This window comes from Bacteroidota bacterium, from assembly GCA_020402865.1.
Taxonomy (GTDB): domain Bacteria; phylum Bacteroidota; class Bacteroidia; order Palsa-965; family Palsa-965.
The window spans coordinates 17,076-42,031 of the sequence record JADBYT010000008.1 but is presented as its reverse complement, the minus strand read 5'-3'; the positions used below and the strand labels follow the sequence as shown (position 1 = coordinate 42,031).

23 protein-coding genes are annotated in these 24,956 nt (G+C 48.7%); 17 read left to right on the top strand and 6 right to left on the bottom strand.

Annotated elements, in window-relative coordinates; translation table 11 throughout:
* Positions 1-135 precede the first annotated feature (135 nt).
* The 16 genes from IM638_06025 (at position 136) to IM638_05950 (ending at position 18,847) form a co-directional block, all read left to right on the top strand.
* The gene (locus IM638_06025; protein ID MCA6362575.1) at positions 136-615 is read left to right on the top strand and encodes a division/cell wall cluster transcriptional repressor MraZ; all 480 of its coding nucleotides are present in this window, start codon (positions 136-138) and stop codon (positions 613-615) included.
* Positions 599-1,513, top strand: a complete 915-nt coding sequence (rsmH, locus tag IM638_06020) for a 16S rRNA (cytosine(1402)-N(4))-methyltransferase RsmH (GenBank protein MCA6362574.1) — start codon at positions 599-601, stop codon at positions 1,511-1,513. The genes IM638_06025 and rsmH overlap by 17 nt, the downstream gene beginning before the upstream one ends.
* Entirely contained in the window at positions 1,510-1,938 is a 429-nt protein-coding gene (locus IM638_06015; protein MCA6362573.1) for a hypothetical protein, read from the top strand. The genes rsmH and IM638_06015 overlap by 4 nt, the downstream gene beginning before the upstream one ends.
* 6 nt (positions 1,939-1,944) lie before the next feature.
* On the top strand, positions 1,945-4,062 hold the full coding sequence (locus IM638_06010) for a transpeptidase family protein (GenBank protein ID MCA6362572.1): 2,118 nt from the start codon (positions 1,945-1,947) through the stop codon (positions 4,060-4,062).
* Complete coding sequence (locus tag IM638_06005) at positions 4,059-5,519, top strand: UDP-N-acetylmuramoyl-L-alanyl-D-glutamate--2,6-diaminopimelate ligase (protein ID MCA6362571.1); 1,461 nt, start codon at positions 4,059-4,061, stop codon at positions 5,517-5,519. The genes IM638_06010 and IM638_06005 overlap by 4 nt, the downstream gene beginning before the upstream one ends.
* Before the next feature lies 1 nt (position 5,520).
* On the top strand, positions 5,521-6,801 hold the full coding sequence (locus tag IM638_06000; protein ID MCA6362570.1) for a phospho-N-acetylmuramoyl-pentapeptide-transferase: 1,281 nt from the start codon (positions 5,521-5,523) through the stop codon (positions 6,799-6,801).
* A 29-nt stretch (positions 6,802-6,830) separates the two neighbouring features.
* Complete coding sequence (gene murD, locus IM638_05995; protein ID MCA6362569.1) at positions 6,831-8,168, top strand: UDP-N-acetylmuramoyl-L-alanine--D-glutamate ligase; 1,338 nt, start codon at positions 6,831-6,833, stop codon at positions 8,166-8,168.
* Between the two features lie 21 nt (positions 8,169-8,189).
* On the top strand, positions 8,190-8,705 hold the full coding sequence (locus tag IM638_05990) for a hypothetical protein (GenBank protein ID MCA6362568.1): 516 nt from the start codon (positions 8,190-8,192) through the stop codon (positions 8,703-8,705).
* A gap of 26 nt (positions 8,706-8,731) precedes the next feature.
* A complete protein-coding gene (locus tag IM638_05985; protein MCA6362567.1) occupies positions 8,732-9,922 on the top strand; it encodes an FtsW/RodA/SpoVE family cell cycle protein in 1,191 nt (396 codons plus the stop codon).
* Positions 9,885-11,018 carry an undecaprenyldiphospho-muramoylpentapeptide beta-N-acetylglucosaminyltransferase gene (murG, locus tag IM638_05980; protein MCA6362566.1) on the top strand — a complete coding sequence of 378 codons (1,134 nt, stop codon included), beginning with the start codon at positions 9,885-9,887 and terminating at the stop codon, positions 11,016-11,018. Before IM638_05985 ends, murG begins: the two co-directional genes overlap by 38 nt.
* A complete protein-coding gene (locus IM638_05975; protein MCA6362565.1) occupies positions 11,015-12,445 on the top strand; it encodes a UDP-N-acetylmuramate--L-alanine ligase in 1,431 nt (476 codons plus the stop codon). Before murG ends, IM638_05975 begins: the two co-directional genes overlap by 4 nt.
* The gene (locus IM638_05970; GenBank protein ID MCA6362564.1) at positions 12,442-13,266 is read left to right on the top strand and encodes a hypothetical protein; all 825 of its coding nucleotides are present in this window, start codon (positions 12,442-12,444) and stop codon (positions 13,264-13,266) included. Before IM638_05975 ends, IM638_05970 begins: the two co-directional genes overlap by 4 nt.
* On the top strand, positions 13,256-14,530 hold the full coding sequence (ftsA, locus tag IM638_05965; GenBank protein MCA6362563.1) for a cell division protein FtsA: 1,275 nt from the start codon (positions 13,256-13,258) through the stop codon (positions 14,528-14,530). The genes IM638_05970 and ftsA overlap by 11 nt, the downstream gene beginning before the upstream one ends.
* 869 nt (positions 14,531-15,399) lie before the next feature.
* Positions 15,400-16,983: a cell division protein FtsZ gene (gene ftsZ, locus IM638_05960; protein MCA6362562.1), complete on the top strand. Its 1,584-nt coding sequence runs from the start codon at positions 15,400-15,402 to the stop codon at positions 16,981-16,983.
* A gap of 23 nt (positions 16,984-17,006) precedes the next feature.
* Positions 17,007-17,453: a GatB/YqeY domain-containing protein gene (locus tag IM638_05955; GenBank protein MCA6362561.1), complete on the top strand. Its 447-nt coding sequence runs from the start codon at positions 17,007-17,009 to the stop codon at positions 17,451-17,453.
* Positions 17,454-17,731: 278 nt separating this feature from the next.
* The gene (locus IM638_05950) at positions 17,732-18,847 is read left to right on the top strand and encodes a T9SS type A sorting domain-containing protein (protein MCA6362560.1); all 1,116 of its coding nucleotides are present in this window, start codon (positions 17,732-17,734) and stop codon (positions 18,845-18,847) included.
* A gap of 225 nt (positions 18,848-19,072) precedes the next feature.
* On the opposite strand, the gene IM638_05945 is transcribed toward IM638_05950, so the two are convergent.
* The 4 genes from IM638_05945 to IM638_05930 form a co-directional block, all read right to left on the bottom strand.
* Positions 19,073-19,666 carry a T9SS type A sorting domain-containing protein gene (locus tag IM638_05945; GenBank protein MCA6362559.1) on the bottom strand — a complete coding sequence of 198 codons (594 nt, stop codon included), beginning with the start codon at positions 19,664-19,666 and terminating at the stop codon, positions 19,073-19,075.
* A gap of 97 nt (positions 19,667-19,763) precedes the next feature.
* Complete coding sequence (locus tag IM638_05940; protein MCA6362558.1) at positions 19,764-20,078, bottom strand: superoxide dismutase; 315 nt, start codon at positions 20,076-20,078, stop codon at positions 19,764-19,766.
* Positions 20,079-20,179: 101 nt separating this feature from the next.
* Positions 20,180-21,046 (bottom strand): hypothetical protein, encoded by an 867-nt coding sequence (locus IM638_05935; protein ID MCA6362557.1) that lies wholly within the window; start codon positions 21,044-21,046, stop codon positions 20,180-20,182.
* A gap of 37 nt (positions 21,047-21,083) precedes the next feature.
* A complete protein-coding gene (locus tag IM638_05930; GenBank protein MCA6362556.1) occupies positions 21,084-21,269 on the bottom strand; it encodes a hypothetical protein in 186 nt (61 codons plus the stop codon).
* 275 nt (positions 21,270-21,544) lie between these two features.
* On the opposite strand from IM638_05930, the gene IM638_05925 reads away from it, so the two are divergent.
* The gene (locus IM638_05925; GenBank protein MCA6362555.1) at positions 21,545-22,813 is read left to right on the top strand and encodes a transglutaminase domain-containing protein; all 1,269 of its coding nucleotides are present in this window, start codon (positions 21,545-21,547) and stop codon (positions 22,811-22,813) included.
* Between the two features lie 55 nt (positions 22,814-22,868).
* Here the strand turns inward: IM638_05925 and groL are convergent, their stop codons facing one another.
* Together groL and IM638_05915 are read right to left on the bottom strand one after the other, a co-directional pair.
* Positions 22,869-24,497, bottom strand: coding sequence for a chaperonin GroEL (groL, locus tag IM638_05920; protein MCA6362554.1), 1,629 nt, complete (start codon positions 24,495-24,497; stop codon positions 22,869-22,871).
* Positions 24,498-24,534: 37 nt separating this feature from the next.
* Positions 24,535-24,813, bottom strand: coding sequence for a co-chaperone GroES (locus tag IM638_05915; GenBank protein MCA6362553.1), 279 nt, complete (start codon positions 24,811-24,813; stop codon positions 24,535-24,537).
* Positions 24,814-24,956 lie beyond the last annotated feature (143 nt).

Genomic DNA, 24,956 nt, shown 5'->3' with positions numbered 1-24,956 from the left:
CATTATTATCCCTCACTTTGTTAATTAACCTGTCAGTTTAGGGCGTTTGCGGGAAAGTTTTCAACAAAAGTGGGGTAAAGTGGGGAAATGTGGGGAAGATTCCGCTATTTTGCAGTTCTGAAAACCAGAAATCTCATGTTGAATCTCATCGGCGTGTATGAATGTAGCTTGGATGCAAAGGGGCGTTTGCTGCTCCCTTCTGCGTTCAAAAAGCAGCTGCAGCCTGTGCTCGACAAGGGGTTTGTGGTAAAGCGCAGTGTGTTTCAGAAGTGCCTGGAGCTGTACAGTATGGACGAGTGGACAGCGATGGTGAAGGATGTGAACAAGCTGAACCGCTTTAAGAAGAAGAATGTTGACTTCATCCGCATGTTTAACGCCGGTGTGAAGCCCGTTGAGCTGGATAATACCGGCCGTTTGTTGTTGCCTAAAGATCTGATGACGTTTGGCGGAATCTCCAAAAACATCGTGATGTCGGCAGCGGTAAACATGATTGAGATCTGGGATAAGGACCGCTACGAGCAGGCTATCAACGATCCTTCAATCGACTTTGGCGATCTGGCCGAAGAAGTAATGGGCAGCATGGGTAATCGTAACGAGGATGTTGACTTACCATAAACCCGTTCTTTTCCATGAGAGTCTGGAGGCGCTTGCGATCCGTCCCGACGGTGTGTATGTAGATGTCACCTTTGGCGGTGGCGGTCACTCACGCGGTATTCTGGCGCAACTGAATGAAAACGGCCGCTTGCTGGCTTTTGATCAGGATGCCGATGCCGAAGCAAATGTGATTGATGATGCCCGGTTTACGCTGGTGAGGCAGAATTTCAGGTACCTGAAAAACTTTCTCCGCCTGCACGGCATATCGGCAATAGACGGACTGCTGGCTGATCTCGGTGTGTCGTCGCATCAGTTCGATGTGGCCGAGCGTGGTTTCTCTACGCGCTTTGATGGTCCGCTGGATATGCGCATGAGTCAGGCACAACCGCTTACAGCTGCCGATGTGTTGGCCACTACGGAGGAGTTTCAGCTGCGCAGCATTTTTCGTCAGTATGGCGAAGTGGATAATGCGCCGCAGCTTGCCCGCCGCATTGTGCAGGCCCGCAGCGAAGAGCCCATTGCCACAATTGCGCAGCTCAAAGCCGCCATTGCACCGTGCATGAAACGCGGACGCGAGAATCAGTACCTCGCTCAGGTTTTTCAGGCACTGCGCATCGAAGTAAACGGCGAACTGGAAGCATTGAAAGCACTGCTCACGCAAACTGCAGAAATGCTCAAGCCAAGCGGACGAATGGCCGTAATCAGTTACCACTCGCTCGAAGACCGGTTAGTGAAACATTTCTTCCGCACCGGAAACTTCGATGACGACGCCGAAAAAGATTTCTACGGAAATCTCATCCGCCCCCTCGAACCGGTAAACCGGAAGCCGGTAACTCCGGGCAAAGAAGAACTCGAAGAAAATCCGCGCTCACGCAGCGCAAAATTGCGAACCGCAGAAAAACCGCAAACAGCGGCATGACAAAGAATACGATAAAAGAAAAATCCCAGGCGCAACAGCCCGAAGCCAAGGCCACCCGAACGGTGAAGCCCGGCCGTATGGTCCGCACCGTTGGCTCAGTAATGAGCGGGTCTTTCCTGAGTCGAGAGTATGTGATCCGCTCACTGCCCTTCATCTTTTTTGTAACACTCATCACGCTGCTCTACATCTCAAACGGCTACTACGCCGAAGAACAAATACGCAAAACCAACCGCATTGCCAACGAAATAAAAGAACTGCGCTCAGCCTACATCATTACAAAGTCTGACCTCATGTTCATCAGCAAACAATCAGAAGTGGCGCAGCGCACTGCGGCCATCAACCTTAAAGAATCACTCGAGCCACCGCAAAAAATAGTAGTCAATTACCCGCTCGTTCCCGACACCGCCAACACCGAACGCAAATAAATGGAAATGCAAAAAGACATACTTCGCCGCGTGTACCTTGTGTACATCTTCAGTGCCGTTTTTGCACTGGCGGTGATTGGGCGTGTCTTCTATATTCAGTTTGCGCAAGGCAGTTACTGGAAACAGGAAGCGCAAAAGTTTACCGTGCGTGAAATGGATATTGAAGCTGTGCGCGGAAATATTTTTGCGGTTGACGGAAGCCTGCTCGCCACTTCGCTGCCGTATTACAACATTGGCGTGGATACCCGAGCCAACTCGTTTATAAATGATGCCGAGTTTGAAGACAGTGTTTCGCGGCTTACCCCGCACCTCGAACGACTGCTTTCACCATACCAGCGTAAAACCGCCCGCGAATACACACGCGAACTCCTGCGCGCCCGAAACGACAGCGACCGCTATGTAGAAATTTGCCGCGGTGTTTCTTACAACACGTTGCAGGAACTCAAGAAACTTCCGCTTTTCCGCTGCGGCCGCTATCGTGGCGGCTTCATCTACATTCAGTCAAACCGCCGCGAACTGCCTTTCCGCACGCTGGCTGCGCGCACCATCGGCTACATTAAAGACACACTGAAGGTTGGTCTGGAAGGCGCCTACGATTCACTGCTTACCGGCGTGGGCGGGAAACGACTGATGCGCCGCATTGCTGCCGGCGCCTACATGCCCATTAACGACGAAAACGAAATTGAGCCGCAGGATGGGAAAGACATTGTCTCTACCATCGATATCAATATTCAGGATGTGGCTGAAAATGCGCTGATGAATTCGCTGGCCGAACACAACGCGCGCTACGGCACCTGCGTACTTATGGAAGTGGCCACCGGCGAAATACGCGCCATTGCCAACCTTACCCGCGCCGACTCAGGCGTGTACCGCGAAACTTACAATTACGCAATAGGCGATGCACGTGAGCCCGGTTCAACATTTAAAATGGCCTCCCTGCTGGTGGGTATGGACGAAGGACTTATTGATCTCGACGATCAGGTTGATCTGAACGGTGGGCAATACAAGTTTTTCGATCGTACGATGAAAGATTCGCATGCACCCAAGAAAAATCTGGTAACCACTGAAGAGGCATTCTGGGAATCGTCAAACGTTGGTATCTCTCGTTTGATAAATAAAGCATTTGGACGGAATCCTAAAAAATTCACCGACGGTTTGCGCCGTATTGGTCTTGGACAGAAACTCAATGTGTCAATTCCCGGCGAAGGCCGTCCGCGTGTGAAAGATCCGAAAGATCGTGACTGGTCGGGCGTTTCGCTGCCTTGGATCAGCATTGGTTATGAATCGCTTATTACACCAATGCAAACACTTACGCTTTATAATGCTATTGCCAATAATGGTAAAATGGTGAAACCTATGTTTGTGAAGGAGGTGCGCGACAAAGGCCGGGTCATCAAACGCTTTGAACCTCAGATTATCAATCCGGCAATTGCCAAGCCGCAAACCATTGCCAAGGCACGTCGATTGCTCGAAGGTGTGGTGCAAAATGGTACTGGCAAAAGTATGGGCAGTATCATATACAAAGTGGCCGGGAAAACCGGAACCGCGCAGATTGCGCAGGGCAACAGCTACCGGGGCGAAAATGGTGTAACCTATCAGGCGTCGTTTGTGGGTTATTTCCCGGCCGATCAGCCCAAGTATTCGTGCATTGTAATTGTGAATGCACCTTCGGGCGATGCATACTATGGCGGTGTGGTGGCTGGTCCCATTTTCAAACAAATTGCCGACCGCATTTACGCCACCGAACTCGATATACACAAAGCTGTAAACGCCGGGCCGATGCTTACCTCGCTCCCAGCTGTACAGAAGGGTTTTGCCGAACCTACGCTTACTGCCCTCAAACAACTTAATCTTCCCGCACCGCAACAGGCGCCGGGTACAATAACCGCGCTTAAGGTTTCGGGAAACAGCTATGCCGCTACAACCATAAAGCCCGAACAAAAACTAAGCGCGGGTATAATGCCTGATTTAACAGGAATGACAGCAATAGATTGTCTGGCATTGCTCGAAAACAAAGGGATTCGTGTACGAATAATTGGTTCGGGTATAGTTAGCCGCCAGTCGGTTGCACCCGGGTCACCAATCAAAAAAGGATCGGAAGTAATTCTGGAACTCACGCTATGAAACTGCTCCGCGACATACTCTATAAAGCCAGTCTGCTCGAAGTAACGGGATCAACCAACGTGGCAATCACCTCATTGGCTTTTGATTCGCGTCTTGTGGAAAAGGACGGACTTTTTGTGGCCGTTCGCGGAACGCAGGCCGATGGGCATGGCTTTATTGAAAAGGCTATTGCTTCGGGGGCTGCTGCAATTGTGTGCGAAGAACTTCCCGAAGAAATAAATCCGAAAATTACCTATGTAAAGGTGGCCGACAGTGCGCAGGCGCTGGGCATAATTGCCGGTAATTTTTACGACCAGCCTTCGTCGCAGCTTAAGCTCATTGGTGTAACCGGCACCAACGGGAAAACAACCACGGTTACTTTATTGTTCCGCCTTTTCCGCGCACTTGGCTACAAGGCTGGTATGCTTACCACCGTGGCCAACATGATTAACAACGAGGAAATTCCATCCACGCATACCACACCTGATGCCATTACGCTTAATGCGCTGCTCCGCCGTATGGTGGATGCCGGATGTAAGTATGCATTTATGGAAGTAAGCTCACATGCGCTTGTGCAGGGACGTGTTGCTGGTATTCAGTTTGCCGGTGGTGTATTTACCAACATCACACACGATCACCTCGATTATCATAAAACATTTGATGCTTACATCAAGGCTAAGAAAATGTTGTTTGATATGCTGCCCTCCGATGCGTTTGCACTTGTGAACCGCGACGATGTGAACGGTGCGGTAATGGTGCAGAACACACGTGCACTTAAGCGCAGCTATTCTGTAAAAAATGTAGCCGATTTCAAATGCCGTGTAATTGAGAATCAGTTCTCCGGTTTGCAGCTCAGCATGGACAGCACCGAGTTCTGGAGCAAACTCATCGGCAGTTTTAATGCTTACAACCTCACGGCGGTGTATGCCACAGCCATGTTGCTGGGCAAAGACAAAATGCACACGCTCACCACGCTCAGTACTCTTGGCCCCGTTGAGGGCCGCTTCCAGTATGTGCGCAGCAACAATGGTATTACCGGCATTGTAGATTATGCACACACGCCAGACGCACTGCTCAATGTGCTTAAAACCATTGCCGACATCCGCACCGGAAACGAACAGGTAATTACAGTGGTTGGTTGCGGTGGCGACAGAGACCGCGCAAAGCGTCCGGTTATGGCACGTATTGCCTGCGAAAACAGCGACCGTGTACTGCTCACTTCCGATAATCCCCGCACTGAAGATCCGGCCGCAATTCTGACCGAAATGCAACAGGGCGTGGAAATTCAATACCAGCGCAGCACGCTTTCCATCATAGACCGCCGTGAAGCCATACGTACTGCAGTGGCACTGGCAAAGCCCGGCGACATTATTCTGGTGGCGGGTAAAGGACACGAAAAATACCAGGAAATCAACGGGGTGAAACATCCTTTTGACGACATGGCCATACTTAAAGAAACACTTAATACCGAAGACTGACATGCTGTACTATCTCTTCGACTGGTTGAACCAGGGTTTTGATTTTCCGGGTGCGGGTGTATTCAAATACATCTCGTTCCGTGCGGCCATGTCAGTGATAACCTCGCTTATTATTACTGTGCTTTTCGGTAAACGGCTTATTCGTTTGCTGCAGAAAAAGCAGGTGGGCGAAATTATTCGCGATCTCGGTTTGCAGGGACAGAACGAAAAACAAGGGACTCCCACAATGGGCGGACTCATTATTCTTTCGGCTATTGTGATTCCTACACTGCTGTTTGCCAAACTTAGTAATGTGTATATCATTCTCATGCTCATTACCACAATCTGGTTGGGTGCAATTGGTTTTATTGATGATTATATCAAGGTATTCAAAAAAGATAAAAAAGGATTGCACGGCAAGTTCAAGGTAATGGGACAGATTGGTCTCGGACTTATTGTTGGGCTTACGCTTTACTTCAGTGATGCTGTTGTGGTGCGCGAAAAAATTTCGACAGACAACAAGCAAATGCTTTCGCTTACCAGCGATCCCGGAAAGCTTGATGATGGATGCGCCGATCTTGGTTTCCCCGAATATTCGAAAACCGAAACCAAATCACTCACTACCACTATTCCTTTTGTAAAAAACAATGAGTTTGATTACAACGATATTCTGGGTGTGTTTGGTGATGCCGCCCGGCAGTACGGCTGGATATTGTTTGTGCTTATTGTGATATTCATTATTACTGCAGTGTCAAACGGTGCTAACGTAACGGATGGTATAGACGGGCTTGCAGCTGGAACTTCGGCCATTATCGGAGTTGTGTTGGGGATTCTGGCTTACGTATCGGGTAACACCATTTTTGCCGATTACCTCAACATTATGTACATCCCCGACACCGGTGAACTTGTAATCTTCATAGGTGCATTTGTGGGAGCCTGCATTGGTTTCCTCTGGTACAATGCCTATCCGGCGCAGGTGTTTATGGGCGATACCGGAAGTCTGGCCTTGGGTGGCATCATTGCCACGTTTGCCATAGCCATTCGCAAAGAGATGCTGATTCCGATTGTGTGCGGAATTTTTCTGGTAGAAAATCTTTCAGTGGTGCTTCAGGTGGCGGTGTTTAAATACCGCAAGCGCAAATACGGACTCGATTATGCGAAGGCTAACCGCTTGTTCCTCATGTCGCCGCTGCACCATCATTACCAGAAAAAAGGGTTTCACGAATCAAAGATTGTTACGCGGTTCTGGATTGTGGGATTACTGCTTGGTATTGTTGCCATTGCCACACTTAAGCTTCGCTAAATAAATAAAATAATTAAATAAAAGTTTTGATGAAACGAATGGTCATACTTGGCGCAGGCGAAAGCGGAACAGGCGCTGCTCTTCTGGCACAACAGAAGGGGTATGACGTATTTGTTTCCGACAAAGGGCCGATAAGCCAGAAATACAAGGACGTTCTTTCACAACATGATATTCGCTGGGAAGAGAAACAACACACCGAAAATCAGGTACTTAATGCCGATGAGGTAATTAAGAGTCCGGGCATTCCCGGAACCGTGCCGCTGGTGAAGCAGCTCCGTGCAAATGGTATTCCGGTGATTTCGGAAATCGAGTTTGCCGGTCGTTACACGAATGCGAAAACGGTTTGTATTACAGGAAGCAATGGTAAAACTACCACATCCACACTTACGCATCATATTCTCACCAAGGCCGGTGTGAATGCGGCATTGGGTGGAAACGTAGGACACAGTTTCGCCAAGCTCGTGTATGAGGGCGGGCATGAGGTGTATGTGCTTGAACTGAGCAGCTTTCAGTTGGATGATATGTACGACTTCCGTGCCGACATCGCCGTGCTGCTCAATATTACCCCTGATCATCTCGACCGATACGAATACCAGCTTGAAAAATATGCCGCCGCAAAGTTCCGCATAGCGCAGAATCAGCGACCCGAAGATGCTTTTGTGTATTGTGCCGACGATGAAGTGACACTGAATGAAATACACAAGTATCCGATCAATGCAAAAAAATATCCCTTCAGTATCAAACAGCAGTTAGAGCAGGAGGGAGCCTGGTTACACCACAATGAAATCATTTTTAACATCCATAAAAACCAATTTACTATGACCATCGAAGAACTCGCGTTGCAAGGCAAGCACAACGTTTACAACTCGATGGCCGGCGGAATCGCATCCCGCCTGCTGGAAGTTCGTAAAGAAGCCATCCGTGAAAGCCTTTCCGACTTTCAGAGTGTTGAACACCGACTCGAATTTGTATCGCGCATCAACAATATCGACTTTATCAATGATTCGAAAGCGACCAATGTAAACTCTACGTGGTATGCACTCGAAAGCATGAATACGCCGGTGGTGTGGATTGTTGGCGGTGTGGATAAGGGTAACGATTACAGTGCGTTGTTTGAACTGGTACAGGCAAAGGTGAAAGCCATTGTGTGTCTCGGAACTGACAACAGTAAAATTCTTGCGGCATTTCAGGGCCGGGTGGAAAACATTGTGGAGGCCGGTTCGGCGCAGGAAGCTGTGGCGCTTTCGTATCGTTTGGCCGGAAAAGGCGATACCGTACTTCTTTCGCCCGCCTGCGCCAGCTTCGATCTGTTTGAGAACTACGAAGACCGTGGCCGCCAGTTTAAAGCTGCGGTGCGCGCACTCTAATCTTTAACTGTTTCCGTGCAAATGGCAACTCACGAAAATAAAATCAAACCGCAGGATATTACGCTGCACGAGGAAATGCTCCGCATGCGCATGAAAGCGCAGGGCGACAACGCCCATCACCTCGAAGTAATAACCGAACATCAGGGCGTAAACTGGATTAACCACTCAATGGCTACGAGTGTTGATCTGGTATGGATGGCGCTGCGCGATGTGCCGGGCAATGTGGTATTGATAATGGGCGGAATTGACCGTGCTGAAGATCACGATAAACTTACTTCGCTTGCCGCTGAAAAAGTAAGTGCCGTGATTTGCCTCGGCTCTACACCATGGAAATATTTCAAGGCATTTGCCGATGCAGTACCCATGGTTATTCAGGCTGCCGATTTGAAAGATGCTGTGGATAACGCCGCCATTCTTGCACGTGGCGATGTAAAAACAGTGCTTTTCGCACCCGGATGCCCCAGCTACGATCCGTTTGATAATTATAAAAATCGTGGCAACCGTTTCCGGGATACCGTTCAGGTAAAGTTTAGTTAATCACACTTACACAGCAGGCAGTAAAAATGAATCTGTTCAGTTATTTCAAAGGCGATAAGGTGATCTGGATGATCGTCGTATTGCTTTCATTGCTTTCGCTGCTGGCTGTGTACAGTTCAATTGTAACGCTTGCCTACAAGCATCATGAAGGTGATACGGAATATTATCTGTTTAAGCATGGCAAAATTATTTTGCTGGGCATGATACTCATGTATTTCACGCATCGCATTCGTTACACTTATTTCTCACGCATCTCGCAAATTCTGCTGATTCTCTCACTACCGCTACTGCTTTACACACTGGCCGGCGGTACCAACCTGAATAATGCCGATCGCTGGATTGCCATTCCCGGCACCGGTCTTACGTTTCAAACATCAGACTTTGCCAAACTGGCACTTATCATGTATCTGGGGCGTGTGCTTTCGCAGAATCAGAACGAGCTCAAGGATTTCAAAAAAGTACTCATTAAAATTATGGCGCCTGTGGCAATCGTTTGCCTGCTTATTCTTCCGGCCAACTTTTCCACATCGGCGTTGCTGTTTACTACCTCTTGCATACTCATGTTTATCGGCGGCGTGTCGCTTAAACATATTGGTAAAGTGGCCGGTATTGCAGCAGCTGGTTTTGCGTTGCTTATCCTTCTTGGAGCTGCGTTCCCTAAAGCACTGCCACGTTTGGAAACATGGAAAAATCGAATTGTAAATTTCGTCACCGGAAACGAAGCCGCCAACGACGATAAAAACTTTCAGTCGAATCAGGCTAAAATAGCTATTGCCACCGGTGGTGTTACTGGTAAAGGAGCTGGCAACAGTACACAACGAAATTTTCTGCCACATCCGTATTCTGATTTTATCTATGCCATTGTAATTGAAGAATACGGTTCTGTGATTGGCGGTGTGGGCATTGTGCTTTTGTATCTTATTCTTCTGTTCAGGGGAATAAAAGTGGCTTCAAAAAGCAAAAAAACATTTGGTGCCTTGCTGGCTTTCGGACTATCGTTTCAGCTGGTGTTTCAGGGACTGATAAATATGGCAGTAGCCGTTAATCTTTTCCCGGTTACCGGCCAGCCATTGCCATTTCTGAGTATGGGCGGAACCTCACTCCTTTTTTCGAGCATTGCCGTGGGGGTAATTCTCAGCGTAAGCCGCGAAACTGAAACGGGAGAAGATGCCCAGCCCGATGAAACTGAGAAAGGAGGTGAGCTTGCCACCGCTTAAATTTATTCTCAGTGGAGGTGGAACCGGCGGACATATTTTTCCCGCTATTGCCATTGCCAATGCATTAAAAGTGATGTACCCCGATGCCGAGTTTTTGTTTGTAGGTGCAAAGGGGCGTATGGAAATGGAAAAAGTACCTGCTGCCGGTTACAAGATTGAAGGTCTCTGGATAAGCGGTTTGCAGCGCCGCTTTACTCTCGAAAATCTTTCGTTTCCCTTCAAAGTAGTCAGCAGTATTTTGCGCGCTCGCCGCATACTGCGCAGCTTTAAGCCTGATGCGGTTATTGGCACCGGTGGTTACGCCAGCGGCCCAATGTTGCGTGTGGCTGCGCGTGCAGGTGTGCCTACGCTTATACACGAAGGCAATTCGTACCCGGGTATCACAAGTAAAATTCTTGCTTCAAGTGTGGATCGGATCTGTGTGGCATATGATCACATGGAGCGATTTTTTCCGAAAGAAAAACTCCTTGTAACGGGCAACCCGGTTCGTCAGGATATTTTAAAACTCGATGGCAAACGGACACGTGCGCTCGAAATGTTCAAGCTTGATGGCGAGCGCCCGGTAGTGCTGGTAATTGGCGGAAGTCTCGGTGCGCGTACTGTGAATGAAGCCATTGGTGCGGGTTTGCAGCGTTTGAGTGAAGCCGGCATACAACTGCTCTGGCAAACGGGTGAAGCCTGGGCGCCAAAAGCAAAAGAGCTTGCTGCAAAATTCAACGGCAATATTCTTCCGCACGCATTCATCCGCGAAATGGATTATGCCTATGCAGCTGCCGATGTAGTTGTATCCCGCGCCGGAGCAAGTTCTATTTCCGAGCTTGCCATTGTAAATAAACCTGTTGTGTTTGTGCCTTCTCCCTTTGTGGCCGAAGATCACCAAACCAAAAATGCAATGGCGCTTGTAAACAAAGGTGCCGGACTACTTATAAAAGATGCCGACGCCCAGACGCACTTAATCACTGAACTTATAAAACTGGTGAATGATGATGAGCGTCGCCATCAGTTTACCGTAAATATTGCCGCATTGGCTATACCCGATGCTGCACAACGTATCGCTTCCGAAGTAATGTCGCTCGTTAACCGCCGCAAGTCATGAACCTGAATGCCTGCACACATATTCATTTCCTCGGTATCGGTGGTATCGGGATGAGTGCGCTTGCCCGTTTTTTTAAAGCGATGGGCAAACGTGTGAGCGGCTACGATAAAACAGAAACAGCGCTTACCCGCATGTTGCAGCAGGAAGGGATTGATGTGTACTACGAGGAATCGGTACAGCGTATTCCGCTTGAGCTTAAGCATGCAGGCGCAAAAGAAACAACGGTAGTTGTGTACACGCCTGCCGTTCCCGCCGATCATGCCGAGATGCAATGGTTTCGTGAGCAGCAGTATGTAATGATGAAACGCGCACAGGTACTTGGCCTCATCGCCGAAGCTACACGCACGTTTGCCATTGCGGGTACGCACGGAAAAACCACCACTACCACGCTTACCGCCCATCTCATGCGCAGCGCCGGAATTGACTGTTCGGCTTTTCTTGGCGGAATTTCGGGCAACTACGGCACAAATCTTTTGCTGGGCAGCACGCTGGGCAAAGCCGGTGCAAGTGCGTTTGACAATGTAGTGGTGGCAGAAGCCGATGAGTACGACCGCTCGTTTTTATGGTTGCATCCGGCTTATGCGGTGATCACTTCGGTTGATGCCGATCATCTTGATATTTACGGCAACACGGAAGAGATGTTTGCCACTTACCGGAAATTTGCTTCGCAGATTCAGCCCGGAGGATTACTGGTAACCAAGCCCGAGGTAGTTGAAAAGCTGGGCATCCGGGATTTGTCTGGTGTAGCTACTTATTCGCTCGGCAATACCACATGCAATTATTACGCATCCGATATCCGCATCGAAAACGGATACTATGTGTTTACGCTTAATCATCATGGGAAGCAATGGGAAGAGCTTACATTGGGTTTGCCCGGACGACATAATGTAGAGAATGCTGTGGCGGCAGCGGCGCTGGCAATTGCTGCCGGAGCCGGTGAAGATGGTGTGCGTCTCGGTCTTGCTTCGTTTAAAGGTGTGGGCCGCCGGTTTGAATACCGCTTCCGTTCCGAGCAGAAAGTGTATATCGACGATTACGGCCATCATCCGGCCGAGCTGGCTGCGGCCATTTCTTCCGCGCGCGAACTTTTTCCGCAGCAGAAAATTATGGGCATCTTTCAGCCACATCTTTTCAGCCGCACGCGCGATTTCATGCAGGAATTTGCCGATGTGCTGGCTACACTCGATGAAGCGTTGCTGCTTGATATTTATCCGGCACGCGAAAAACCGATTGCCGGAATTACTTCGGCGGCATTGGCAAACCTTGCAGGCAGCAAAGTACGCGTGGCTGGAAAAGCCGATGCAATTGATGCTGCTGTAAACACGTCATGCGGCGTAGTGCTCACACTTGGAGCCGGCGATATCGATCAGCTTGTGCAGCCCATCGAAAACGCATTACATAAAACCTATAATTCCGCCAGGCCATGAAACGCATTCTCAGCATTACACTCTGGGCATTGCTGGCCGTAATTGCGGTGGCAGGAACTGGCTTTGCACTGAAACGTCACAACGCCCGTGTGTGCGAAAAAATAAACATCACCATTAACCGACAGCCCCGCGCAGCCGATCAGTTGTTCATCACCAACGATGATGTGCAGCGACTGCTGGCCGAAAAAGGCGATGTGCCCGTAGGCAAACCCGTTTCCGAAATCAGTATTCCGGCGCTCGAACACTGGCTCAACTCACTGCCTGCCGTGCAAAGTGCCGAAGCATTTATGGGTGTTGACTGCGAAGTGAATATTGTAATTCAGCAACGCCGACCTATTGCACGCATCATTACCAAAGCAAACGAATCGTACTACATTGACGATCATGGCATGGTGATGCCGTGGATGGCAGAATACACTGCAGCTGTGACACCTGTTACCGGCCACATTACCGAAACCTACGGCCGTTTGTTTGAGCGCAACCTTATGGTAATTTCGGCCGATTCGGCCCTGCGTTCGCCCATCATTACCGATGATATCTGGCATCTTTGCCGGGTTATTGACAACGATACGTTACTACGTTCACAAATTGCTCAGGTTTACATTCGTGAGGATCGTAACTTTGAGCTCGTTCCGCGTGTGGGATCCCACCGCATTGTTTTGGGGAATATTGCCCGGCTTGACGAAAAGTTTGCCAAGCTGCGCGTGTTTTATACCGAAGGATTACGGCACACCGGTGCGTGGGACAAATACACAGTAATCGATCTCCAGTACGATCACCAAATTGTTTGCACTAAAAAGACCATAGCCAATGGAATCTGAAATTGTTGTAGGCCTTGATATCGGAACCACCAAAATTGCCGTGCTCGTAGGGCGCCGCACCAATCACGGGAAAATAGAAATTCTCGGTATGGGTAAGGCAGAGTCGCTGGGCGTGGCACGTGGTGTGGTGCTTAACATCGACGAAACCGTGCGTTCGATTAAGGAAGCCGTGGCCGAAGCCAGCAACAAATCGGGCGTGGATATTAAAGTCGTAAATGTGGGTATCGCCGGGCAGCATATTAAAAGCCTGCAACATCGCGGCATGAAAACACGCCGCAGCATCGACGATGAAATCAGCCAGAAAGATATCGACGAATTAATCGACGATATGTACCGGCTTGTAATGTCGCCCGGCGAAGAAATTATTCACGTACTTCCGCAGGAATATATCATCGATGCTGAAGTAGGTATCAAGAACCCCATTGGTATGGCAGGCACACGTCTCGAAGCCAATTTCCATATCATAACCGGACAGGTTGCTGCGGCAAAAAACATTTACAAGTGTGTAAATAAAGCCGGGCTCGAAGTTGCTGATCTCACACTCGAACCGCTTGCCTCGGCCGATGCTGTCCTGAGCGATGAAGAGAAAGAAGCCGGCGTAGTGCTTGTGGATATTGGCGGCGGTACAACGGATGTGGCCATTTTCCACGATGGAATTATCCGCCACACGGCTGTAATCCCTTTTGGTGGCAACATTATTACCGAAGACATCAAGGAAGGTTGCAGCATAATTAAAACGCAGGCTGAACTTCTGAAGGTAAAATTCGGTTCGGCGCTGGCCAGCGAAAATCAGGAAAACGAAATTGTGTCAATTCCCGGCTTGCGTGGCCGTCCGCACAAGGAAATTTCGGTAAAAAACCTTGCGCACATCATTCAGGCACGTATGGAAGAAATTGTGGAACACGTGTATTACGAAATCCGAAATTCGGGTTTCGAGAAAAAACTCATTGCCGGTATTGTGGTCACAGGCGGCGGCTCGCAGCTTAAACACATCACACAGCTCATCGAGTTTGTAACCGGGATGGATACACGCGTGGGGTATCCCAACGAACACCTCGCCAACAGCTCCGAAGAGATTACAAGCCCCATGTATGCCACCGGCGTAGGGCTCGTAATGCGCGGATTCAGCGATGAGCCACTGCAAACCAATAAAGAAGAAGAAAAACCGAAAGTGAGCACACATTCTAAGAAAACAAAAGGCAATTGGTTTGATCAGATTTTTACCAAAGGGAAACAATGGTTTGAAGAAGAATCAAACGGTTAAATGCAAGCCTGAACGCCTCTGTTTACCGTATTTTATAGCTTAGGTATGAAAAGCGGACTGATTGTAGTCCGCTTTTTTTGTGATTTGATGTGAGTGAAAAGGAGTGATGGATTGAATGAGAAAGAATACTAACCGTGGAAATGAACAATTGCCGGTTAGTAAGTTGGTGTAACCTTTTGCAAAGCGAAAATAGAGTAGAACTAATTTTCCACAATTTTCTATACGAACGCAAAATGGACAACTACAGCATATTCGACACCTTCGACGACGAGCAGGAGCAATTCCTGAACGAAAGCGCACAGGAGCAGTCGGCAGCCGATGCTTCGCAACCTGCTGCTGTGGCTGATCAGAACGTGCCTGTGTCTGAAAATGAAGGCAGTGTTTTTTCATGGGACATTACCAGCACCGAAGCTTATGCCGAGGAGCCTGATATGAACTGGGATGGAATTCTTGCCGCAGAGCAGGGCAGTGCTGCCGAAAATTTTGCTGTAGCCGAAAATGTGGAATCGCCTGCTGATGCCGCGTTTGAAACCGTTTCAGAAACTGTTGAATCGTTTAATGAGAATTACGAAACAGCGGCTGCAACGGAGTTTGTTACCGATGCAAATCCGGTAACTGATGAATTGTTAGTAAAGATAATTACCGAAACACCCGCAGAAACTACATCACAATTCACAAACGAAACAGACCTCATGGCACAGGTTAGCATCGAGCCTGCAGCCGAAGCTGAGCTGGCGGAAGAAATTACACCTGTTTCGTCCGCACCTGCCGTTGATCCGGCAGCCTCATTACCCCTGGAAATATCACCTGCAGCAGTTTCCGAACAAGAAATTGTGACAGACACCACACACACACAACACACAGAAGCTATGAAATTTGATCTTCCCGAACAGTCTTCTATTATTAAAGTAATTGGCGTAGGCGGCGGCGGAAGCAACGCCGTAAACCACATGTACCGTCAGGGCATTCGTGGTGTTGACTTTGTAGTATGTAATACCGATAAGCAGGCGCTCGACATGAGCCCTGTTCCGAATAAAATTGTACTCGGTGCTGCGCTTACCGAAGGTCGCGGTGCCGGCTCGATGCCTGAAGTAGGCCGCAATGCCGCTATCGAAAACATCGAAGACATCCGCAACCTGCTTGCCAACAACACCAAAATGTGTTTCATCACCGCAGGTATGGGTGGCGGAACAGGAACCGGTGCGGCTCCTATCATTGCAGGCATTGCGCGTGAGCTCGGTATTCTTACCGTGGCTATTGTTACCGTGCCGTTTGCCTTTGAAGGTAAAAAACGCCGCCAGCAGGCCGAAGACGGTCTCGAACAACTCAAGCAGAATGTGGATACACTGCTTGTGGTGTGCAACGATAAACTGCGTGAGATGTATGGCAACCTGAAACTCAGCGATGCCTTCTCGCACGCCGACGATGTACTTTCGACAGCTGCAAAAAGCATTGCCGAAATCATCAGCCTCACCCAGCAGATTAACGTTGACTTTGCCGACGTATGCACGGTAATGCGCAACAGCGGTGTGGCTATTATGGGTTCGGCAAACGCATCGGGCGAAAACCGCGCCACACGTGCCGTAGAAATGGCCCTCAGCTCGCCGCTGCTTAACGATAACAACATTACCGGCGCACGCTACGTGCTGCTCAATATCATTTCCGGCGCTACGGAAATCACTATGGATGAACTCGGCGAAATTACCGACTACATCCAGGAAGCAGCCGGACAAACCGCCGAAATCATTAAAGGTTACGGCGTGGATGAAACGCTTGGCGAATCGGTAAACGTAACCATCATTGCCACCGGTTTCAATTCATCAAATCCGGTTGCTTACGAATATTCGAAAAAGCCTGAGGCGTCTAAAGTGGTGCTCAATCTCGCTACCGAAACACCCGTGCTGCAGCAACCTGTGGCGAATACCGAGCCCAAAGCCGAAACTGCCAATCCGCTTGAGCCTTTTCTGGTGAAAAAAGAAGAGCCCAAGGCCGAAGAAATTCAACAGCGTTACGTGGCCGAGCCCGCACAGCCGCAGCAATCCATCACCTTCGAAATTACAAACGCCGAAGCTGTAGTGGAAACTCCGGTCAACGACCTCTTTGCCGAAACACCCGCGCAAAACACCACTCCCGAGCCTGTGGCCGAAAAAATGCCCGAGCCCGAACTTAAAGTAGTGGCCCAGCCCGAAGTGAAAAAAGTAGAGGCCGAAGAACAGATGCGTAAAGCTCAGGAACGTATTCAGAAACTGAAAGAACTCAGCCTGAAACTCAAAACATCGCAGGGGCTCAACGAACTGGAAAACGAACCGGCCTACAAACGCCGCAACATTCAGCTCGACAATGTGGCTCATTCGTCAGAATCGCAGGTGTCGCGCTTTACTCTCACCGAAACCGAAGACAAGAAAATTGAAATCCGTCCCAACAACTCTTTTCTCCACGACAACGTGGATTAATCGTTGAGACAATACAAACTAAAATGCAACTCGAAGAACAAATTCAGGCCGATATGAAAGCGGCAATGCTGGCCAAAGACCAGCCCCGGCTCGAAGCCATCAGGGCGATCAAGTCGGTATTGCTCCTGCTCAAAACATCGCCCGAAGGATTAACCGAAGAATCGGCCATCAAGGCGCTGCAGAAAGAAGTAAAGAAGCGCCGCGAAACCGCCGAAATATACATTACGCAAAACCGCCCCGAACTGGCAGAGGTAGAAAACTTTCAGGCCGGCATCATCGAAGCTTATTTGCCAAAACAAATGAGTGAAGACGAAGTACGCGAAATTCTCAACACCATCATTGCGCAAACCGGAGCCGCATCACCCGCCGATATGGGTAAGGTAATGGGCGTTGCCACAAAACAACTCGCCGGAAAAGCAGATGGTAAAATGATTTCTTCCCTTGTGAAGGATTTACTGAGCAAGGTATAAGTGTGTGAAACACCTTGCTTGTGTTTGTGTGTGAAAACGTCCGGCGTGTGTGGCCGGACGTTTTTTTTATCGATTCGCCTATTTCATGAACTCATAAACGATACAAGATCTAATGCCGGTGTGAATGCGTGCTGGCTGAATAGTTAGCAGTGAAAAGCTAAGGGAGGAGCCGGAACGTATAGTTTGTTCGGGTGCTTGGAAATATAGTATATGATGGGTGTTTTTATGGCGAAGAGTTTTTTTCACTAAATTTAATCCGTCTTAACCAAACTAATCTCATGACTAAAACCTTTACCCTCCTTGCAGGTGCTGTGCTTGCTTTCGGTACACTTGCTGCACAAACACCTTCTGTTCCTTCTGCCGAAACTTCTCCGGCTACAGGTAACAACAATCCTCCTCCCACCGTTCAGACCCCCTGGCAGATACTTTTCAGCTACGACATTACAGCTGCTGGTGCTGGTACAGGTAATGCCGGTGTAACTCCGGTTGGCCTTAACTTCTGGGTGTCTCGCTGGGCTTCCGATACCATGTGGGTTGTTTCTGCAACCGGCACAGTTACCGGTAGCTTCACCGTACCCGGTGTAACCGGTGTTCGCTCACTCACTACAGACGGTTCTTTTGTATATGCCGGAGCTAACAACTCCAATATTTACAAAATTGACCCCGCCACACAAACACTTGCTTCAACCATCAGCGTGCCCACAGTACCCAACATTCGCTACTGCACTTACGATCCTACTGCAAACAGCGGTCAGGGTGGCTTCTGGGTGGGTACCTGGACAACCGACTTTACACTGGTTAGCATGACCGGTACAGTACTTTCATCAGTACCTGCTTCATCGCATGGTCTCACAGCTACATACGGTCTTGCATTCGACGGCACTTCGCCCGGCGGTCCTTACCTGTGGGCTTTCCACCAAACCGGTGTAAGCGGAACTGACCTCGCTGACCTCATTCAGGTAAACATTGCCAGCGGTGCACAAACTGTACTGCATGACGTTACTGCCGACATGGGTACTCCCGGCGACCTCGCTGGTGGGGTATATGTAAACGCTTCGCCGCTTGCACTTGTGGGTGTAACTCAGGGCGCTGCCAACCTGCTTTTCTCTTATGATATTGCTGGCATCAACAGCATTGGTAATGATCCCAACCAGACTTCAATGGTTGGTGTGTATCCCAATCCTGCTAACAACATGGTAAACATTCAGGTGAACCGCACCAACAATGCACCCATGCAAATTCAGATCATCAATGCACTTGGTCAGGTAGTTTCGGCCAGCCAGAATGTAGGTGTAAACAATGTGTACAACCTCGAAAATTTCGAAGCGGGAGTGTACTTTGTACAGGTTACTGAAAACGGTCAGGTGTACACCACCAAATTCGTGAAGCAGTAATTTTTCCTGCTCTATAAAAAACACCTCCGGTATTTTCCGGAGGTGTTTTTTATGGTAAAATGTATGGAAATGAGTGAATGAATGAGATACAGAATTTGTATGCGCTGAGAAAAGGAAAAACATCCGATTTACTTCTTTATTCCCTCTATTGAATGAGATAGTACATCGGATTAAAACAAAGAACGCCGCCCGAATTCCGGGCGGCGTTCTTTGTAAATTAAATACTTACTGTTTAATAATGCGGCGGGTAATAATTGCATCACCGGCCTTGAGACGAATAAAATAAACACCTGCGTTTACTTCTGTAGCCTCCCAAACCACGTTGTGGGTGCCTGCGGTCATGGCGCCGTTTTGCAGTGTGGCTACACGCTTACCGGTAATGTCGAATACTTCAATTTCCACATCGCTGTTTTGCGAGAGTGTGTATTTGATGTTGGCCTCATTTACAAACGGGCTGGGGAATGCATTCATGGTGGTAAGCAGCTGTGCTGTTTCGGGCACACCTACAGCTGTAAGTGTAATGGTTGTGCAGGCAGTGGCCTGGCAACCTGCAGTATCTGCTAAATCAAAAAAGTATGCGCAGATGTTATAGGTGCCTGCAGCTGTGTAAGTGTGCGATTGTGTCTGGCCGACACCAATTTGTGTATCACCCCAATCCCAGCCATAGGTAGGGAATGTGGCAACACCAGTACCGGTTGATGTTACGTTTACCGTTAAGCCATTAACGGTAAGGCTGGTAATAGCCACGGTGCACTGGGCGTTAAGATGCAGTGTTGCCCCGGCTGTAAGGGCAAGAAGGAATGCGTAGAGTTTTTTCATTGAACAGTGGTTTTGAATTTGTATAACACGAATATACATAAATGAAAAAAGCGGCCATGAGCCACTTTTTGTTTTTCTTACCTGTTCAACTGATGTGTTAATCAATCCGGTCTTCAAAATGCGAGCGGTCAATCAGGGTTCCGAAGGGCACAAAATGGCCTACAGGAATAACATCAAATTCAATCACACCGGCTTTTACAAGCGGGAAAGTCTGCAGAAGTTTTTTCGCTTCTGCGGCGTCGGCGCATTCCATTACCAGCACCGTACCGGGGCGGTCTTTGCGGAAATACACTTCACGCACAATATCTTTTGTATAAAGCATCCACACGTGTAATGCTTCACGTATAACTACTCCCCTGATTTTGTCTTCCGAAGCAGTGGGTAATATTCGGTCGATAGCCAGAATCTTCATGCGATAATTTTAGGCAATGTAATAATTAATCGCCGAATTCATTCCGACGATATTACCTAACGACCAATAAGTCCAAAATTGTATTTACAGACTCGTATTTTTCAGCGGGGCAAGCGGCCTTTGTGCACTTTGCCAAGCGGAAACTGAAAACCGGCATGTCCAAGTACCATAAATGCACCAAAGCGGTGGCTGATGAGCACATCGTCTATTGCCAGCACGGAATTGAAATTGGCAAATGCGCCTTTGATGGTAGGCTCAATCCAGAAGTACTTCATTAGTTCAATGCGCAAACCGGTTTCAATACCGGCCACCTGCCCGGCCACGTGGAAGCAATGGTTCCAGCGCTGCCCGAAAAGCGTAACATCAGTGCGCGGAATCACAATACCGCCTCCCGCTTTGGCAATTGCGCTGATTTGCAGAAAACGTTTTTGCACAAGCGGCTTACGAAACATAAGATTAAGCATCAGGAAGTTGGCCCCGTCAGTATGCTCCATGTCGAAAAACCTGATCGGATCAACCAAGGTGTCCTGATCGTAAATTTTGTCCTCAATGCGGCCGGTTAGCCTCACGGTCTGGTATTCGTCAACCACATATTTCGCGTGATCGAAATTCAGTTCAATACCAAAGCGCGAAGAGGGCAGCCAGTAGCCGATACGGTATCCGTATTGTGGAATGGAAATGGCCACACGGAAAATTTCGTTGAATTTGGGGCGGTCTTTGGCCGTCATCTTGTGCAGCACAAAATCATAGTCGCCCGATTCATCTTTTACATGAATGTTTGATTTTGTGTACCATTCTTTATTGTAACCAAAGCCAATGTAGAACTGACCTTTTGAGTTAAATGTACAGATGGCAGGCAAAGAGTCGTTCTGATTGCGCGGTGTTCGTTTGAGGCTGCGGTTTGCCACAAACTGAGCCGATGCCGCTGAGGAAAGCAGCAGCACAGCGCCGAGGAAAAATGATTTCATATAGTTTCTGAGGGGAGCAGTGGTTTGGGCGGGCGTGCTATTGTGGTTTTTGATCACTGCTTTGGCGCGAACGCCTGTGTGTAAGATCAATGAGCAGCAGCATGCAAAACGGCAACGCATGCACGGCCACAATGCCGGGGTGAATGCCTGCAATTTTCAATGCAACGGATGCCACTACAACAACTCCGATTCCTCCTAATGCAATTTTGCGCATCTTGCTCATGGTCTTGCTTTTTTGATGAATTACAAAGATAAGATTTACTCGACGAAAGTGCATCCATTTGTCGGGTATGCCGTTTTCATCAGTATGCCCCGATTCTGTGTTTTAACGCCGTTTCAAACATTGGGTAAGTTCCGGTGCCGGATTAAATTTTCAACTCCGGCTGTGTATGCTTTTCTTTCTGCCGGTATATCTTTGGCCGTTAGTTAGCAGAAATCTGGAAGGGAAGTAGCCTGTAACTTAAGAGGCAGTACGTTCGTCGTATATAAAACAATACTATGCAAAAACGCATTTTTCTACAGGCGGTATTCATTTTTGCGCTTGTAGTGCTGGCCGCAGGCTTGTTCGGGTTTTCAGGCAAGCCCGGTAAAAAGAACTTCGAAACATTTATGCATCGCCAGGATAGTCTGGTAATGGTGGCGTATGAAAAACGAGATGTGCCGGGATGCCATAAACTGATTGTGGAAACCGAAGCGGAGTTTCATGCTTTGAAGCAAAGTGAGCGCAATAAATACATGTGGATGATGGCCTCCGTATATTATAATTACGCCTGCCTGCTTTCGCTCGAAAACAAAAAAGAGGATGCTGTTAACTTTCTTGAAATGTCAGTGAAGTACGGATATTCAAACTATAGCCACATGCAAGCGGATACAGATCTTGATAATATCAGAAGCATGCCGCGCTACGCTGTAATAGTAAAGCAGGTCCGTGCTGTTGGCGACTATCTCTACATGCTCAAAAATGCCGGGGCATACAATAATTCTGAGAATATGCCCATGCCTGCTTTCACTTATCAGCCTGCATCGGATTCAAACCTTACGGCATTGCGGCTCACCTACAAGCTTGATTCGGTGGCCGGAAACGGTAACGAGGTTTCCCGTATCATCAGTCTCATGCACTGGATTCACGACCGGGTTCCCCACAACGGGAACATGGGTAACCCTTCAAAACGTAACGCCAGCGATCTATTACAGATTTGCAGCGCCGAAAAACGTACACTCAACTGCCGCGGTCTGGCTACCGTGTTGAATGAAATGTATCTCTCCATGGGTTTTGCTTCGCGGCTGGTGACGTGTTTGCCCAAAGACAGCCTCAATAATGATCCCGATTGCCATGTAATCAATGCCGTGTATTCGGTTTCGCTGCGCAAGTGGCTGTGGATGGATCCCACAAACGATGCGTATGTGATGGATGAAAACAACAATTTGCTGAGCATTCAGGAAGTAAGAAGCCGGTTAATAGCCGGACTTCCGCTTAAAATAAACGAAACCGCAAACTGGAACCATCGCGAGAAAACCGATATACAGCATTACCTCTACAACTACATGGCTAAAAATCTGTACATGTTGCAGTGTGCCACAAGCAGTTGTTACGATTACGAAACAGCTGTACAAGGCAAAACTACGTCGTACGTGCAGCTTATCCCGTCGGGCTTTTACAAATTAAAGCCGGGGCATAATTCGAAAAAACTAAAGAATAAGCGCCACTACGAACTCTGGTTTACCTGCAATGAAAACCAGTTCTGGGCTGCACCGGAGAAGCGATAATAAAAACGAACGGCTGCCGGATAAGGCAGCCGTTCGTGTATAAATTTCAGGCAGATTACATCATGCCTTCCATTCCGCCGCCGCCGGGCATAGCCATAGGCTTATCTTCTTTGATTTCAGAAAGTACGCACTCGGTGGTGAGGAGCATACCGGCAATTGAAGCGGCATTCTCAAGGGCCACACGGCTTACTTTGGTGGGATCAATCACACCGGCTTCGAAGAGTTTCTCGTAGGTTTCGGTGCGGGCGTTGTAACCGAAATCGGCTTTGCCTTCGCGCACTTTTTGCACAACGATTGAGCCTTCCACACCTGCGTTTTCGCAGATCTGACGAAGCGGTTCTTCAATGGCGCGGCGAACAATCTGAATACCGGTGGTCTCGTCGTCGTTGTCGCCTTTGAGTTTATCGAGCACATCCTGCGCGCGGATGTAAGCCACACCGCCGCCGGGTACAATGCCTTCTTCCACCGCAGCACGTGTAGCGTGCAGGGCATCATCCACGCGGTCTTTCTTCTCTTTCATCTCCACTTCGGTTGCAGCACCTACGTAAAGAACAGCTACACCGCCGGCGAGTTTGGCCAGACGCTCCTGCAGCTTCTCACGATCGTAATCGGAGGTGGTGCTTTCGATCTGTGCCTTGATCTGGTTTACGCGTGCAGTGATGTCGGCTTTTTTACCGGCACCGCCCACAATGGTGGTGTTGTCTTTATCGATGCTCACTTTCTCTGCTTTGCCGAGGAAAGAGAGATCTGCATTTTCGAGTTTGAAGCCGCGCTCTTCGCTGATGAGTATGCCGCCGGTAAGGATGGCAATATCTTCGAGCATGGCTTTGCGACGATCGCCGAAACCGGGGGCTTTTACTGCTGCAATGCGCAGTGAGCCGCGGATTTTGTTTACTACGAGGGTAGAGAGGGCCTCTCCGTCAATGTCTTCAGCAATAATCAAAATGGGCTTTCCGGTTTGTACGGCCTTTTCAAGCACCGGCAGAAGCTCTTTCATGCTCGAAATCTTCTTGTCGTAAATCAGTACAAGCGGATTATCCAGCACTGCTTCCATTTTGTCCACATCGGTTACAAAATAGGCCGAAATGTAACCACGGTCGAACTGCATGCCTTCTACCACTTCCACGGTGGTTTCTGTGCCTTTGGCTTCTTCTACGGTAATTACACCTTCTTTTTTCACACGGCTCATTGCATCGGCAATGAGTGTACCGATGTTCATGTCGTTGTTGGCAGAGATTGAGGCAACCTGTTTGATTTTCTCGTTATCGTCGCCTACTTTCTTCGACATTTTTTTGAGGTTATCCACCACTGCGGCCACAGCCTTGTCGATACCGCGTTTGAGGTCCATCGGGTTTGCTCCGGCGGCCACGTTTTTCAAACCTGCGCTAACAATAGCCTGAGCCAGTACGGTAGCTGTGGTGGTTCCGTCGCCGGCTACATCAGCCGTTTTCGAAGCCACTTCTTTAACCATCTGAGCCCCCATGTTTTCAACCGGGTCTTTCAGCTCAATTTCCTTGGCTACTGAAACACCGTCTTTGGTGATTGAAGGAGAACCAAACTTTTTATCAATAACCACGTTACGGCCTTTGGGGCCGAGGGTAACTTTCACGGCATTGGCCAGGGCATCTACGCCGCGCTTCAGCGCGTCGCGTGCTTCAATATTGAAAGTGATATTCTTTGCCATAATAAATTTGGATGTGTGTGATTAAAACAAAACCTGATTAAACGATAGCGAAAATGTCTGATTCACGCATGATGAGGTAATCTTTACCGTCGATCTGGATTTCAGTGCCGGAATATTTGCCGTAGAGCACAGTATCGCCCACTTTTACGGTAACCGGTTCATCTTTTTTGCCGGGACCGGCAGCTACCACTTTGCCGCGCTGCGGCTTCTCTTTTGCGGTATCCGGGATGATAATGCCTCCTGCGGTTTTTTCTTCGGCAGGTGCAGCTTCAACGACCACACGGTCGGCCAGCGGCTTGATGTTCACTTTTGCCATTTTTAAACTATTTATTTGATGGTTTTTTTGGTTCAACGGGTTGCAACATTGTCTATAGCTGCAACTCGTGCGCTTCTTGTCAGATTTTGTGCCAAAGGCACTATTAATGCGCTTTTCAGCCATTTTTGCAGTTGTGTGCAAAT

What these genes read in the sequence shown, in the direction of transcription:
- IM638_06025 (MCA6362575.1), top strand. Translation starts at nt 136, where the DNA reads ATGTTGAATCTCATCGGCGTGTATGAATGTAGCTTGGATGCAAAGGGG.
- rsmH (MCA6362574.1), top strand. Translation starts at nt 599, where the DNA reads ATGTTGACTTACCATAAACCCGTTCTTTTCCATGAGAGTCTGGAGGCG.
- IM638_06015 (MCA6362573.1), top strand. Translation starts at nt 1,510, where the DNA reads ATGACAAAGAATACGATAAAAGAAAAATCCCAGGCGCAACAGCCCGAA.
- IM638_06010 (MCA6362572.1), top strand. Translation starts at nt 1,945, where the DNA reads ATGCAAAAAGACATACTTCGCCGCGTGTACCTTGTGTACATCTTCAGT.
- IM638_06005 (MCA6362571.1), top strand. Translation starts at nt 4,059, where the DNA reads ATGAAACTGCTCCGCGACATACTCTATAAAGCCAGTCTGCTCGAAGTA.
- IM638_06000 (MCA6362570.1), top strand. Translation starts at nt 5,521, where the DNA reads ATGCTGTACTATCTCTTCGACTGGTTGAACCAGGGTTTTGATTTTCCG.
- murD (MCA6362569.1), top strand. Translation starts at nt 6,831, where the DNA reads ATGAAACGAATGGTCATACTTGGCGCAGGCGAAAGCGGAACAGGCGCT.
- IM638_05990 (MCA6362568.1), top strand. Translation starts at nt 8,190, where the DNA reads ATGGCAACTCACGAAAATAAAATCAAACCGCAGGATATTACGCTGCAC.
- IM638_05985 (MCA6362567.1), top strand. Translation starts at nt 8,732, where the DNA reads ATGAATCTGTTCAGTTATTTCAAAGGCGATAAGGTGATCTGGATGATC.
- murG (MCA6362566.1), top strand. Translation starts at nt 9,885, where the DNA reads ATGAAACTGAGAAAGGAGGTGAGCTTGCCACCGCTTAAATTTATTCTC.
- IM638_05975 (MCA6362565.1), top strand. Translation starts at nt 11,015, where the DNA reads ATGAACCTGAATGCCTGCACACATATTCATTTCCTCGGTATCGGTGGT.
- IM638_05970 (MCA6362564.1), top strand. Translation starts at nt 12,442, where the DNA reads ATGAAACGCATTCTCAGCATTACACTCTGGGCATTGCTGGCCGTAATT.
- ftsA (MCA6362563.1), top strand. Translation starts at nt 13,256, where the DNA reads ATGGAATCTGAAATTGTTGTAGGCCTTGATATCGGAACCACCAAAATT.
- ftsZ (MCA6362562.1), top strand. Translation starts at nt 15,400, where the DNA reads ATGAAATTTGATCTTCCCGAACAGTCTTCTATTATTAAAGTAATTGGC.
- IM638_05955 (MCA6362561.1), top strand. Translation starts at nt 17,007, where the DNA reads ATGCAACTCGAAGAACAAATTCAGGCCGATATGAAAGCGGCAATGCTG.
- IM638_05950 (MCA6362560.1), top strand. Translation starts at nt 17,732, where the DNA reads ATGACTAAAACCTTTACCCTCCTTGCAGGTGCTGTGCTTGCTTTCGGT.
- IM638_05945 (MCA6362559.1), bottom strand. Translation starts at nt 19,666, where the DNA reads ATGAAAAAACTCTACGCATTCCTTCTTGCCCTTACAGCCGGGGCAACA.
- IM638_05940 (MCA6362558.1), bottom strand. Translation starts at nt 20,078, where the DNA reads ATGAAGATTCTGGCTATCGACCGAATATTACCCACTGCTTCGGAAGAC.
- IM638_05935 (MCA6362557.1), bottom strand. Translation starts at nt 21,046, where the DNA reads ATGAAATCATTTTTCCTCGGCGCTGTGCTGCTGCTTTCCTCAGCGGCA.
- IM638_05930 (MCA6362556.1), bottom strand. Translation starts at nt 21,269, where the DNA reads ATGAGCAAGATGCGCAAAATTGCATTAGGAGGAATCGGAGTTGTTGTA.
- IM638_05925 (MCA6362555.1), top strand. Translation starts at nt 21,545, where the DNA reads ATGCAAAAACGCATTTTTCTACAGGCGGTATTCATTTTTGCGCTTGTA.
- groL (MCA6362554.1), bottom strand. Translation starts at nt 24,497, where the DNA reads ATGGCAAAGAATATCACTTTCAATATTGAAGCACGCGACGCGCTGAAG.
- IM638_05915 (MCA6362553.1), bottom strand. Translation starts at nt 24,813, where the DNA reads ATGGCAAAAGTGAACATCAAGCCGCTGGCCGACCGTGTGGTCGTTGAA.